This window comes from Sphingopyxis macrogoltabida (assembly GCF_001307295.1).
Classification (GTDB): domain Bacteria; phylum Pseudomonadota; class Alphaproteobacteria; order Sphingomonadales; family Sphingomonadaceae; genus Sphingopyxis; species Sphingopyxis macrogoltabida_B.
Genome location: NZ_CP012700.1, coordinates 2,986,269 through 2,999,008, shown reverse-complemented (window position 1 = coordinate 2,999,008; position 12,740 = coordinate 2,986,269). Strand labels below are relative to the sequence as shown.

10 protein-coding genes are annotated in these 12,740 nt (G+C 66.8%); 3 read left to right on the top strand and 7 right to left on the bottom strand.

Annotation, left to right across the window (positions count from 1 at the left end; translation table 11 throughout):
- The first annotated feature begins 63 nt into the window (after positions 1 to 63).
- A complete protein-coding gene (locus AN936_RS13985; protein ID WP_054588672.1) occupies positions 64 to 1,032 on the top strand; it encodes a LysR family transcriptional regulator in 969 nt (322 codons plus the stop codon).
- Here the strand turns inward: AN936_RS13985 and AN936_RS13980 are convergent.
- Positions 1,029 to 2,114, bottom strand: a complete 1,086-nt coding sequence (locus AN936_RS13980; RefSeq protein ID WP_054588671.1) for a nuclear transport factor 2 family protein — start codon at positions 2,112 to 2,114, stop codon at positions 1,029 to 1,031. The two genes, AN936_RS13985 and AN936_RS13980, sit on opposite strands and share 4 nt — an antisense overlap.
- A gap of 191 nt (positions 2,115 to 2,305) precedes the next feature.
- Between AN936_RS13980 and AN936_RS13975 the strand changes: the two genes are divergently transcribed.
- Positions 2,306 to 3,370, top strand: a complete 1,065-nt coding sequence (locus AN936_RS13975; protein ID WP_054588670.1) for a phosphotransferase family protein — start codon at positions 2,306 to 2,308, stop codon at positions 3,368 to 3,370.
- A gap of 16 nt (positions 3,371 to 3,386) precedes the next feature.
- On the opposite strand, the gene AN936_RS13970 is transcribed toward AN936_RS13975, so the two are convergent.
- The 4 genes from AN936_RS13970 to AN936_RS13955 all read right to left on the bottom strand — a co-directional run bounded on the left by AN936_RS13970 (position 3,387) and on the right by AN936_RS13955 (position 6,637).
- A complete protein-coding gene (locus AN936_RS13970) occupies positions 3,387 to 3,779 on the bottom strand; it encodes a RidA family protein (RefSeq protein WP_201782918.1) in 393 nt (130 codons plus the stop codon).
- Positions 3,780 to 3,798: 19 nt separating this feature from the next.
- Positions 3,799 to 4,947, bottom strand: a complete 1,149-nt coding sequence (locus AN936_RS13965; RefSeq protein ID WP_234715575.1) for an alanine racemase — start codon at positions 4,945 to 4,947, stop codon at positions 3,799 to 3,801.
- On the bottom strand, positions 4,944 to 5,573 hold the full coding sequence (locus AN936_RS13960; protein WP_054588668.1) for an HAD family hydrolase: 630 nt from the start codon (positions 5,571 to 5,573) through the stop codon (positions 4,944 to 4,946). Before AN936_RS13960 ends, AN936_RS13965 begins: the two co-directional genes overlap by 4 nt.
- Positions 5,574 to 5,737: 164 nt before the next feature.
- A complete protein-coding gene (locus AN936_RS13955) occupies positions 5,738 to 6,637 on the bottom strand; it encodes a LysR family transcriptional regulator (RefSeq protein WP_054588667.1) in 900 nt (299 codons plus the stop codon).
- Between the two features lie 156 nt (positions 6,638 to 6,793).
- Between AN936_RS13955 and AN936_RS13950 the strand changes: the two genes are divergently transcribed.
- Entirely contained in the window at positions 6,794 to 8,881 is a 2,088-nt protein-coding gene (locus AN936_RS13950) for a S9 family peptidase (protein WP_054588666.1), read from the top strand.
- Between the two features lie 10 nt (positions 8,882 to 8,891).
- Here AN936_RS13950 and AN936_RS13945 read toward each other — a convergent pair whose 3' ends face one another.
- Complete coding sequence (locus AN936_RS13945) at positions 8,892 to 10,286, bottom strand: NAD(P)/FAD-dependent oxidoreductase (protein ID WP_054588665.1); 1,395 nt, start codon at positions 10,284 to 10,286, stop codon at positions 8,892 to 8,894.
- Positions 10,287 to 10,299: 13 nt separating this feature from the next.
- Positions 10,300 to 12,726, bottom strand: a complete 2,427-nt coding sequence (locus tag AN936_RS13940; protein ID WP_054588664.1) for a penicillin acylase family protein — start codon at positions 12,724 to 12,726, stop codon at positions 10,300 to 10,302.
- Between the last annotated feature and the right edge of the window lie 14 nt (positions 12,727 to 12,740).

The following is a 12,740-nucleotide window of genomic DNA, read 5'->3' as shown; positions in this document are numbered from 1 at the left end:
GCTCCGACCATGCTATGCCTGACGCATCCCGGCGGCGATCGGGAGGCTTTTTGGGAGAGGTCGATGTTTCACCCGGATCTCCGCCTGTTGCGGAGCTTCGTGACGGTGGCGGCCGAAGGGTCGGTGACGCGCGCGGCGGAGCTTTTGCACCTCACGCAGCCGACCGTCTCGGGCCAGCTCAAGGAACTCGAGCAGGCGGTCGAGCATGTGCTGTTCCATCGCACCACGCGCAGCATCTCGCTGAGCCCGGCGGGCAAAAAGCTGCTTCCCGCGGCGCAGCGGGTGATTGCCGAGTCCGAAGCCTTGCGCGACCTGGTGGAAGCGATGCAGGGTTCGGGGCGGACGCAGTTTCGGCTCGGCGCGGCGCTTTATACGCTCGAAATTCCCGAAAAGGCGGCGCTCATCGACGCGTTTTCGATGCGTCATCCCGGGATCGGTTTCACGATCGACAACCGGCTCCAGAGCGCCCAGATTCCCGATATGCTCGGCGAGCGGCTCGACGTGGCGCTCCTGCTCGGGCTCAATGCGCCGCATGCCGCCGATGCGCGCGGCGACGAGATCACACCGATCTTCAACGAGACCCAATATCCCGATACGTTCGAGCGCGTCATCCTGCGGCGGCAGCCGATGAGCCTGCTCGTGCCGCGCGATTCGGAACTGGCCGAACAGGATATAATCGCCCGTTCGCAGCTCAACGGCCTGTCGGTAGCGATCCTCAACCGCGAGCATGGCAAGGCGATCTCGGATCCGCTCGAGGCCTTCTTCGTCGAGAGCGGCGCCGAAATCGTCATTCCTGCCGAGGGCAATGCGCTCGCCGTCGAACGCTACGCCGCGCAGCACGGCATCTGCGGCATCGGCACGGGCTGGTTCTCGCCGCCCGCCGCGCTCGTGCCGCGGCCCGTCGAGGGCCTCGACCTCTATCTGGACTTTGCGGTCGTGCTCGGCCCCGGCGCCAACCATGCGGCGCGGCAATTCTTCAACTTTGCCCGGAAATGGCAGGCAGACCGCGACGGGGGCGCCATCGCCGCCTAGCTGTCTCCGTTCGCTGTCCATGATGTCTCGTCCGAGAGGATTGCCGCGATGTCGCCGGCATCCCACCGGAACGTCGCTTCGACATCGCCGGCATCGGTGAAGGCGCCGGTCGGCTCCGCGAGGCGCGCCGCCGCCGCTTCGAAGCGGAGCGAGCGCCCTTGGTGATGCCAGCCGAAGGCAAGGCTGCCTGCGCCGCACAGCGACAGCGCGTCGATGGCGGCCGGAAAACGCAGCGTTACCTCGCCCGACGCCCGCCGCGTCGGCGGATCGAGCAGGACCGAGGCCCCGACGACCCGGGCGTTTGTGCCGGTTCCCGGCTGGAAATTCCCCGCGCATTCCGAAAGGCGCACCCCGGGGCGGGATGGGGTCGGCGACGGCAGCGCCGCGCTGTCGCTCGCCGTGCCTGCGAGGGCGATCGAGACATTGGTCAGCCCCGAGCGCGCCCACCGGATTTCGAGCGACGATATCGCGGCACCGGACAGCCTGCGCGGCGGTCGGCCCGGCTCGCGGTGGCACAATTCGAGCCGGGGCGGGGTGCCGGTCCATACAAATCGCTTTTCGCGATCGTCGATCGCCGGGGCGCCGAAAGCTCCCGTCAGCCACAGCGCGATCGTTCCGGTTTCGAGCGGCGCGACGAGCCGGGCGGCGCTGCCTTCGAAGTCGGCACTCATGACCGGGACATCCGAGGGCGGCGCGCCGTCGATACCCACCGACAGCGCGCCGCCGCGAACCCAGCGGCCGTCGACATAGGGGCCGTTCCAGACCTCGGCGATCTTGCCGTCGACCACCCGAAATACCTCGATCCCGCACCATTTCCAGTTGGGGTCGCGGCCGGTGACGTTCCACACGAGGGTCACATATTCATCGTCGCCGGCGAGGACGACGGGTTCGAAGGTCGGGCGCAGATCCTCGTAATTGTGGCGGATCCGGGCAATCTGTTCTTCGATGCCGAGGACGGCGACGCTGTTGGCGTCGTACCGGATCATGGGATCGGCACACAGCTCCGGGACCAGTTCGATCCGGCCCTTGTTCCATATCTCCAGATTGTACAGCGTCACGATCTCCAGTGCCGACCGCGTCATCTCATCTCTCCCTGTCGTTGCCGTGGTTCTCGCAAACACCCGGAGGCGCCACCAATCGATAATCGGGTCCATTTCATCGTCCGCGCCGATCAATCATCGCCTGCGCCGATCCCTTCCTCGCCAATTCCGATTGGTAGTCTCGCGGAACGCGCGGCAGCATGGTCCGAAAAGGATGTGGGAAGGAACTGCCGGTGGGCGACCATGACGCGCCGCGATTGCTCGATCGCCATGACGATATCGATCCGGAGTGGTTGACCCGGGTCCTCCGGGCCGCCGGCCATCGCGATGCCAACGTGATTTCGTTCGAAGCCCGGCCGATCGGCGCCGGCAATGTCAGCGAGACCTTATGCGTCGACCTGGCTTTCGCGGCGCCGACATCGGCCCCCGCGTCGGTCGTCTGCAAATTTCGCAGCAGCGACGAAACGTCGCATGCGCATGGTATCGGCAGCGGCTCCTATCTCCGCGAGCTCGAAAGCTACCGGCTGCTCAAGGGGCGCGACGATGTCTGCCGAATCCCGGCCGTGCTGTGGGTCGACGGCCATGCCGAGAATATCAATCTGGTGATGGAGGATCTGAGTTCGACGGCGCGCGCGGGAAACCAGATCGACGGATGCGAGCTGGACGATGCGCGCAGCGTAGTCGCCGAACTCGCCAAGCTCCATCGCAGTTTCTACCCGATGGAGCGGGGCGAGGCGCCGGGCTGGGGCATGACGATGGCCGGAACCGCCGATTATTGGTCGGCCGCCGTCGATCGGGGTCTGGCCGTCATCAGGCGCGATGCCGCCGACCGGCTGAGCGGCCCCGAGATGGATACCGTCGCGGCGGCGGCGGCATCGGCGCGCGGCTGGTACCGGCTGCCGATGGACCGCGGCACGCTGACCCATGGCGATCCGCGGGTCGACAATATCCTGTTCGGACCATCGGGCGCGGTGCTGATCGACTGGCAGATTACCGGCTGGCGCAATCCGATGCACGACGTCGGTTATTTCCTGTCAGGCAGCGTGAAGGTCGAGAGCCGGCGCCTGTCCGAGCATGAACTGCTGCGACTCTACGCCGATATCTTCGGATCGGGCTATGAGCGGAAATTGATCGAGCGCGACTATCGGCTCCAGTTGCTCAGCGGGTTGATGACGACCGTCGCGGCTTACGGCCTCCTCGCTTCCTCGCCCGAGGTCGACCGGCTCCTGATCACCTTGCTTCGGCGCAACGCTGCGGCGGCGGCCGATTGGGATTCGGTCGGCGCCTTCTCTCCATAATCGGGCCGGGGCTGCGTCAGGCGCTCGCTGCGACGACTGCTTCGATCTCGACCAGCGCGCCGAAATGGAGCGGGCCGCAGGGGACGATCGAGCGGGCCGGACGGTGCGCGCCGAAAAAGGCGGCATAGGCGCGGTTGACCTCATCCCAGTGCGCGACGTCGGTGACGTAAATGGTGCAGCGGACGATATCGTCGATCTCGGCGCCGACGACGCGGCCTATTGCGGCGATATTGGCGAGGGCGAAGGAAACCTGCTCGGCAACGGGGACCGCCGCCGGATCGGGCGTGTCGCGCGTCACGCCGAGCTGGCCCGAGACATAGAGCGTGTCGCGGTGGAGCATCGCCTGGACATAATGGCCGCCGGGCGGGGGCGCATCGGCGCATCGTATTTCGGTCATTTTCTCGGTCATCAAGGATCTCCGGACAGGTTCACCAGCCGCCGATCCGCGGCCATTGGTCGACGATGGTCCCGGCGCGCAGCACGTCGTAGGACTGATAGGCGGCGCAGGTCAGACAGGCGTGGTTGGGCAATATCCGCACAAGGCTGCCGATCGGGAGTCGGGCGAACCAGCTTGCGTCGGGGATGGGCACATTGCCATGTTCCTGATGCACGGTCGTCACCGCGAGTTCGCCGAGCGGTTCCAGCGTCGCCGCATCGCAGACCCGGCCATAGCCGGCATCGGGCATGAAGCGGTTGGCGCCCACATCTTTCGACAGGGCGAGAGCGCCGGCATCGAGGATGAGGCTGGGGCCGCCGCGCTGGTGGCCGATCACTGTCGCGAGCACCGAAATGGCAAGGTCGTCCTCGCTGCAAATGCCCCGTGAGAGCTGCGCAAGATCGTGGAACAGATAGATGCCCGCGCGGACTTCGGTGACCCCGGCGAGATGCTCGGCGAAGAGCGCGGTCGGCGTCGAGCCGACGCTGACGATCGGGCATTTGTGGCCGTGCGAGCGCAGCAGTTCGGCCGAAGCGACCGCCGCGAGCCGCTCGGTCTCGGCGAGCGCCCTGATCAGTGCCGGGTCGTCGAAGGCGTAGGAATGGCCGGCGTGGGTCATCACGCCCATCAGTTCGAGCCGCGGCGAAGCGGCCGCGATCGCATCGGCGATGGCGAGCAGCGCGTCCGAAGCGGGCTCGACGCCGCTGCGATGTTCGCCGCAGTCGACCTCGATGAGCAGGCCGAAGTGGGCGCCCAGTGCGGCCGCCTCCTTGCCGATCGCAACCACTATGTCGCGATCGTCGATGACGAACAGGATGCGCGCGCCATGGTCGCGCTGGATCTGCGCGGCGCGGCCGAGCTTCGCCGGCGCGATCGCGGTCGAATAGAGGATGTCGCGCCAGCCCGCGGCCGCGAAATATTCGGCTTCGGCCAGCGTCGAAACGGTGATCGGTCCTTGCGCGCCATCGGCGGCGACGCGCGCGACATCGGCCGATTTTGCTGTCTTGAGATGCGGACGAAGCGTGACCCCCAGATCGTGACAGCGCGCGCGCATGCGCGCCGCATTGCGTTCCAGCCGGTCCGCGTCGAGGAGCAGGCGCGGGGTGTATAATCCTTCGAACATTTCAATCGGATTCCTCACGCCAGCGTTACCAGCGGGTCGAGCGTGTCGGCAATAAGCAGCGGACGCGCCGTGTCGGCGACGAACGGCAGCCCGGCCCGGTTGTGCCAGAAAACGGACATGCCGACCCCGGCCGCACCCGGGATGTCCGCAGGCGAGCCCGCGACGAACAGCGTCCGTTCGGGGTCCGCGCCGAGCCGGTCGAGCGCGGCGCGGTACGCCTGCGGATGCGGTTTGTAAAAGCCGGCCTCTTCGGAGGTCATGACCACTGAAAGGGGAACGCCGACCTGCTCGGCAGCCTGCCGGCCGAGGGTGACCGAACAGTTGGTGACGACGCCGAGGCGCACACCGCGAGCGGTGAGATCGCCGAGCACGCGTTGCACTTCGGGCCAGGGCCGGAGCATGTCCCAGCCCGCGGTCAATGCCTCGGCCGCCGATGCAGCGACGCCCGCCTCGGCCGCCGCTTCGCGGACAAGGTCTTCATAGGGGCGATAGCTCCCGCAGCCGTAGGTCAGCCTCAGATAGGCGCGGCGCCAGCGCAGTCCGTCAGCCGCCGATCCGGCGGCGTGATTCCAGACCGACCAGGAGTCGAGGAGTGCGGTGAGGAGGTCGAAGAGCACGGCTTCGACGGGGGCGGCCGATTTCATGGCGAGGGTCCAGGTTCTTGCGGCCCGGATGCGACGTCCGGTCCTGCGTTGAAGTCGGTTGCGATTAACAGGGCGCCGGTCCTGCCCGCCAATGCCGGTTGCTGATGGTTTCATGCCGCGCCGTAAGCATCGCAATTCGCTCTCCGCGCCCCGGCGCTTCGTGATCACGCCGACGCCAGCTTCCAGAAGGCTTCGGCCGATGGCGATTGCCGGCCGCGCGGACGATAGAGCCGGATGTCGACCGGAATGTCCCATTGCGTGTCGCCCGCGCGGACCAGCAAACCCTGCGCCAGATCGTCCTCGACGATGCTCAGCGGCAACCACGCCAGCCCCCGCCCGTCCCTGGCCATACGCGCAAGGACGAGGGTGTGCGAGGTGAACACCGGCGTCAGGCTGGCGGGCGCCGCGTTCGTTCCGAGCATCGCCGATATGATCCGGTCCATGCCCGAGTCCGCGCCATAGGCGAGCAATTTGACCGGGACACCGGCCTCCTCGGCAAGGGTATGGAGCGCCCCCCGGTCGCTTGCGCGCGGCGCGCTGACCGGCACCAGCGTGTCGGTGCCGAGCGATATCGATTGAAAGCCCGCCCCATCGAGCACCGACACGGCGGCCGGGTGGAAATAGCAAAGCGAGAAATGTGCCTTTCCGTTTAGCATGATCTGTTCGGAAGCGCCCATATTGTCGGCGGTGAGCTGGATCGGAATCGCGGTGTCGGCCATCGACTGCAGCGTCGCAAGCCATTGCGGGAAGAAGGTCAGCGCCAGCGCGTGGGTAACGAGGATCTTGACCGTCGATGCCGATGTTCCCGCAATCTCCTGCACCTCGCGCCGGCCGTGTTCGATATCGCGCAAGACCGTTTCGGCGATCACGGCGAAGCGTTTGCCGGCGGGGGTCAGGACCATCTGATGGGTCGCGCGGTCGACGAGGTCGACGCCCAGCCAGTCCTCGAGGGCGCGGATGCGGCGGCTGAAGGCGGGCTGCGTGACATGGCGTGCCGCCGCGGCGCGCGAGAAATTCCCCGCGCGGATCAGCGCGCCGAAATCTTCAAGCCATGCCATTTCCATCGTTCAGCCCTCCGGACGCCGCGAAGCTTCTAATATATTGCGCGCGATCGGCCACCCTCCGTGGCGTGCATGGATTGATCCATATTGCGCATTGGTCCTGTTGCGGTTCGGTCGGCAATCTGCACTGATCGAAGGATGTTTCGGGGAGCGTGCGATATGGGTCTCGGGGTTGGGCGGCTTTTTGGTAACAGCGCCTGTGCCGCCGCGCTGGCGGTTGCGGCCTTCGGTGGCGGGACCGGCGCCGGATTGTCATCCTCAGCCTTCGCCCGTTCGGTCCAGCCCGAAACGCTCGTACCGCGCGACCTGCTGTTTGCCTCGCCGACCTATTCGGAACTGCAGATCAGTCCCGACGGCAAGCAACTGGCTTTTCTCCACCCGCTCGACGGGGTGCTCAACGTCTGGGTCGCGCCGATCGGCGACCCGGCGTCGGCGACACCCGTCACCCGTTTCGATAACCGGCCGCCCGACGGTTTTCAGTGGAGCGCCGACGGGCGTTTCATCCTGATCCTCAAGGATGTCGGGGGCGAAGAGCATAGCCAGCTCTGGATCGCCAATCTCGAGAAGGGGACGGTCATCAACGCCACCGCCGATCCGGCGGTGCAGACGAAGATCGTGAAGGTTTCGAAACGCCGGCCGGGCGAAATCCTCGTCGGCATGAACATCCGCGACCGCCGCTATCGCGACATTTATCGGATCGACCTCGCGACCGGCGCGCGCACCGAGGTGTTCCGCAACGCGCCCAATTATATCGACGTCGTCGCCGACCCCGATTTCAACATCCGTCTGGGCGTGCGCGGCAACCCCGACGGTTCCTCGACCTATTTCCGCCTCGACCCGGCCGGACCGCACGAGTTCATGACGATCCCGCTCGCGTCGCTTCGCAATTCCAAAGTGCTGGGGCTCGATGCCGAGGGGAAATTGACGATGCTCGACAGCCGGGGCGGCGACAAGGCGGGCCTCGTCTCGATCGATCTCGCAACCGGCAAGAAGACGTTGCTCGCCGCTGCCGGGCGCGCCGATATCGTCGATCCACTGCTCGACGAGGGAAGCGGGGCGTTGCTCGCGACGCGCGAAGACCCGCTGGTGAGTGAATGGACCGTCCGGGCGGACAGTGCGCGCGCCGAGTTCGCGGCGCTCGAGGCCGCTGCGGCGGGACCGTTCAAGATCGTCGGGCAGACGCCCGACAACGCGCGCTGGCTGCTCCTCGAAACGGTGCCGAACCGCCCCGACCGCTATAGCTGGTGGAACCGCAAGGAGCGGGCGCTGGTGCCGCTGCTGTCGACCCGGCCCGACCTCGAACAGCGCGCACTCGCGCGCCGCATTCCGGTCGCCATCGCATCGCGCGACGGGCTGACCCTGCCAAGCTATCTGACGCTCCCGGCAGATGCGAAACCGGGCGCGGACGGCATGCCCACGGCGCCTGTTCCGCTCGTGCTGCTCGTCCATGGCGGGCCCTGGCTGCGCGACGATCTGGCGTTTGATCCGCAGCACGCCTGGCTCGCCGACCGCGGCTATGCCGTGCTGTCGGTGAACTTTCGCGGTTCGGGCGGCTTCGGCAGCGATTTCATGGCGAAGGGCGACCGGAAATGGTCGGAAACGATGCACGACGACCTGCTCGACGCGGTGCAATGGGCGATCGACAAGGGCGTGACCGCGAAGGACAAGGTGGCGGTGATGGGGCTCTCTTACGGGGGCTATTCGACGCTCGTCTCGCTGAGCTTCACCCCCGACCGCTTCCAGTGCGGCGTCGATCTGGCAGGGCCGAGCAACCTCACGCGGCTGATCGGGGCAATGCCCGACTGGTGGACCTGGCAGCGGCCGCAATTCGTCAACCGGGTTGGCGATCCGGCGACAAAGGAAGGGGCGGCCGACCTGATGCGGCGCTCGCCGATCGCGCGCGTCGATGCGATCGTCAAGCCGCTGCTGGTCACCAACGGTGCCAATGATCCGCGCATCTTCCCCGACCAGTCGCAGGAGATCGTCGACGCGCTGAAGGCGCGCGGCAAGCCGGTGACCTACGCCTTCTATCCCGACGAAGGGCATGTCTATGCGAAGGACGCGACCAACATCTCCTTCGCAGCGATCGCCGAACATTTCCTCTCGCAATGCCTCGGCGGGCCGGCCGAACCCTATGGTGACGATCTCGCCGGCTCGCGCGTCGAACTGAAGGCCGGGGCGGCGCTCGTGCCGGGGCTCGAACAGGCGTTCAAGGACTCGGGCGGCGCGGCGGTGGCCGGGCAATAAGCGCCGCCGCTCAGGGTTCGCCCAGATATTGCGCGAGGCCCGCGTCGAGGGGCGGCCGCCGTCCGGCCGTCTCGGCAAGGTCCATGCGCAGGAAGGCGTTCTGGACATAGCGGATGCCCGCCCAGCGCAGCGGTTCGCCCTCCCAGTTCGGCGCTTGCGCGCGGATATAGGGTGCGTTTGCGCCCGGCTTCTGGCCGAGAACCAGTCCGGCGAGGGCGCGGGCGCAGATCGCGCTCGTGATGACGCCGTGGCCGGTATAGCCATAGCTGTGGCCGATCCGGCGCGCCGGATCGAAATGGACGGTCGGCAGCCAGTCGCGCGATATACCCAGATAGCCCGCCCAGCGATGCGTGAAGTCGACGTCCGCGAGCACCGGCCACCACTCGACCAGCCGATCGCGGATCCAGTCGAAATTGGCGTTTTCGCGCAGCGCGACCTCGGACATGTCCGAGCCATAGCGATAGGGGGCGCCGCGGCTGCCGAACAGGATGCGCCCGTCGGCGGTCCGGGTCAGATAGTTGGTCGTATTCACATAGGAACTGAGGCATTCGCCGCCCGCCCAGCCGATTTTATCCCATTGCCCGGCGCTGAGCGGCGCGGTGAGCATGATCGTCGAGGCCATCGGGATCAGCCGGCGGCGGTAATCGGGGAGGCCGGTCAGATAGGCCTCGCCCGCGAGCAGGATCGCGCGCCGCGCGCGGATCGTCCCGCCGGCGGTGACGAGCGCTGGCCGGGCGCCGTCTTCGACGCGCAGCACGTCGGTGCCTTCATAGATGCGCGCGCCGCGCCGTTCGACCGCGCGGGCAAGGCCGCGCACGAGGCGCCCGGGGTGGATCGTCCCGCCGGCGTCGAGGCGCATCCCGCCATGGACATGGGTCGCGTGCACCAGTGCTGCGGCCTGCGCCGCATCGAGCAACTCGCAGCCGTCCTCCATGCCGAGCTTGCCATAGGCGGCGAAGGATTTCTGCAACGCGGGCAATTGCGCCGCGCTGCGCGCGAGGGTCAGAACACCCGCCGGGTTGAAATGCGCGTCGATGCCTTCTTCTGCGCAAATCCGGCCGACCTCGTCCACCATCGCTTGCTGCGCCAGCAGGATGGCGCGGGTGGTCGCGACCCCGAAACGCCGGATGAGTGCCGACGGGTTGATCGGAAAGCGCGGCGAACACCAGCCGCCGTTGCGGCCCGATGCGCCGAAGCCGCAAAATTGCCGCTCGACGATGGCGATCGAAAGGCCGGGATTGCTCTGGAGCAGGAACCATGCGGTCCACAGTCCGGAGAAGCCGCCGCCCAATATGGCGATATCGACGCTTTCGTCGCCCGTCAGCGCGGCGCGCGGGGTCAGATCGTCACCGCAACTGGCGAGCCAGTAACTGCCGATGTCGGCGGGGGAGACGGCCGCGGTCACCGCCTTGGCGCCGTTACCGGACCGGCGGCCGGTATTCGAGCGTCAGGCTCGACACCGCGGTCTTGCGGATTTCGTCGGGGACGAGGGTGATCTTCTTGAGCTCGTTCGTCTCGTGCATCAGCGTCTGGTCGGCAAGGTTCGGATTGCCCTTGCCCTCGGGGTCGATGAACAGATTCTGCCCGCCGGCATCGACGACCGAATAGAGCGCGCGCCGGTCGCGCCCGATCTCCATCAGCCCGACCCAGCTTTCGCCGCCGTTGTGCGGCGCCATCGTCGGGCCGAGCCTGAGCACCGCCGACAGGCGGCGTTCGGGCGCATCCTCGGCCATTTGCGGGCGGTCGGGGGTTTCGAGCGAGGCGTCGAAATATTTCCAGAAGATCGCCTGCTTCCATTCGGCCATATCCTTGCCGGGGAAACGGGCTTTGACCTCGGCGAGTGTCGCCTTGATCGTCTCGACCATCACCGCGGTGCGATCACGGCCATTGAAATAGTCGACTGCCAGCGGCGCTCCGGCGGCATCGCCCTGAAAGGCGCGCAGCAACAGGCTCGATTGATAGGTCAGATAGCGATCGGCGTCGATCGCACGCCACCAGTCGCCCATATCGTCGCCGAATATGATCTTCGGCGCGATCTGCAGCCAGCTCCGATAGAGGGTGAGGCCCGGATTGTCGTATTTCTGGTCGCCGTCACGGTCCTGATACAGGCCGTTGAAGCTCAGCATATATTCGCCCGCGCGCTTGACCTCGGGATCGTCGCTCGCCGCGATCGCCTGACGGATATAGGGCGCGAAAAAGTCGGGCGCCGCCTGATTGCGGTCGACCGCACCCAGCGCGTTGAAGATCTTGCCGTTGAACTCGCGCATGTCGAGCAGGGTCAGCGCCTCGCCATTCTTCGCGAGCCGGTCGCCGAGCCAGGTGCGGAAGGTCGCGCCGATCCGGGCATTGTCGCCCTCCTGCGACCAGCCCGTCGCCTTGCTGTTCCACGACATGAAATATTGCTGCTTCGGATTGATCATGTGCGGCTTTTCGGCAGGGGTCAGAAAGCCGGTCCACTCATATTCGCCGGTGCCGGGGGTGGGCAGGCGCGGGTCGACCCCCGCCGCCTTTTTCGGCAGTGCGCCCGCCTCGAAATAGGCGATCGTGCCGTCCTCGCCGCCGTAACAGGCGCCCAAATTCCAGCCGAGCCGGTCGACGCCCTTTTCGCGGAACTCGGCAAGGCTTTTCGCGCGGCCCATCTCCGCGAACGCCACCCATGTGTCGAGCTCGCGGCCGTGTACCCCCATCTGCTGCGAATAGGCGGTGCCGTTGTCGGTATCCCACGCGATCACCGGGCCGTGGATCGTCCATGCGATCTCGTGGGTGACGGGCGCTGCATCCTTGACCCGGAAGGTCTCGGTGCGGTGCTCCATCTTCTTCCACGCGCCCTTGTACCAATATTCATAGCGGTTCTTCGGGTTCAGCCTCTCGGCGAACGTCGTTCCCGCTTCGCTGCTGCCCGAGACGAGCAGCCAGCCATGCTGCGCCCCGCGTCCCATCGTCGGCACGCCCCAGCCGGTCGATCCGAAGCCGGCATTGTCGAAGCCGCCGCCCTGCAGGTGGATTTCGGGGCCGTCGGCGGTCGCTTCCAGCATCAGCACATTGCCGCTCGCCGATTTTTGCGGCCCGATCACCATACAGCGGCTCATGCCCTTTACCGGCTCGGTCGGCGCGGCTTGTGCGGCGGCCGATGCGACGCCGCCGCCCGGCAGTTGGACTGGCGCGAGGACGGGGGCAGGGACCGAACGCGCCGGGGCGAGATCGTCGCCGGCGGGGATCGTCGTCGGCGAATCGGGGTCGGAGATCGGGACGACGTCATTGAAAATCTGCCAAGCCTTTTCAGGGCCGTAGCGATCGGTCATCGCCTTCAGAAATTCGAGATTGCGGATTTCATAGGTGTCGCGGCCGAGCGGCGCGGCGGTGATCAGCGCCAGATATTCGGCAAGGCTCCAGCGCGTCGGCTTGATCCCCCAGCGGGCGAACTCCAGCGGGGTCAGATGTTCGGGGTCGGCGTTTACCTCGTCGATGCGCTTGTTGATCCCGTCGACCATCGCGCGGATCATCTTGCGATGCTCGGGCGCAAGCGCATTGTAGCGCTGCATCAGCACCGCATCGGACAGCTTGCGGCCGCGCATGACCTTGTCGGTGTCGAGCGCCGACGCGCCCACCAGTTCGGCGCGGCGGCCCTGCGTGTTGTGCCGCGCCAGTTCCATTGCGGCGAGCCGGTCGTGCGCGATCGCATGGCCCGCGCCGAACATCACGGCGTCCGAGGTTTCGGCCTCGACATGCGGCACGCCGAAACCGTCGCGCGAAATAACGACCTTCTCCTGCGCCTGCGCGGTCGGCGCCATCGCCAGCAGGAGGGCGGCGGAGCCATGGAGCAGGGCGGCAGTCGAACGGCGCATCGAAATCGTCTCCG